The sequence below is a fragment of the Vibrio sp. 704 genome (genome assembly GCF_033339295.1).
Genome location: NZ_JAWOUH010000598.1, coordinates 1 through 631, shown reverse-complemented (window position 1 = coordinate 631; position 631 = coordinate 1). Strand labels below are relative to the sequence as shown.

Sequence of the window (631 nt, the reverse complement as noted above, 5' to 3'; positions counted from 1 at the left end):
ATTCATTGCAAGTTCTCCAGCGATCGCTCGATTTGATTAAAGCCAGCGATGTAAACCCAAAACTGGTGACTATTGAGTTAACAGAAACCGCGTATTTCGAGCAAGATGAAGAACACGCGTTTGCGTTAGAGCAGATTCGCCAAGAGGGCATTCAAATTGCGATTGACGACTTTGGTACGGGCTACTCTTCGTTTTCTTATTTGGAAGAAGGGCAATTTGATGTACTAAAAATCGACCGTAAGTTCGTCAAGAATATTCATGAGGGCAGTACAAGTTATTACATCGTCAAAACCATTACCGATTTGGCACACAAGCTGAACGTCGAGGTGGTTGCCGAAGGTGTCGAGTCACAACGCGAGCTCGAAGTGTTGGCTGGTATTGGTGTTGATTACATGCAGGGCTTCCTCTTTTCTCAGGCATTGCCAGTCGTGCTACTCGATACCGCTCAAGCACATGACACACTTTTTAATGGTGTCATGGTTAAACCGACTCAAGATGCGATGCTGCAGTCGTTATGTCATCACGATGTGCGCCGACTCGACCCAGGTGAACCGCTGTCTTTGGCGGTGGAATACATGAATCTGAGCCCAAGCGCACCTTTGGTGGTCATCAATGAAAACCGCTGCGTTGG

The 631-nt window shown here is 47.1% G+C and carries 1 protein-coding gene; it reads left to right on the top strand.

The annotated features are described in order from the left end of the window. Window positions 1–631 (top strand): EAL domain-containing protein (locus R7R24_RS27975; protein ID WP_318120337.1); only part of this gene is annotated, 631 nt, incomplete at both ends.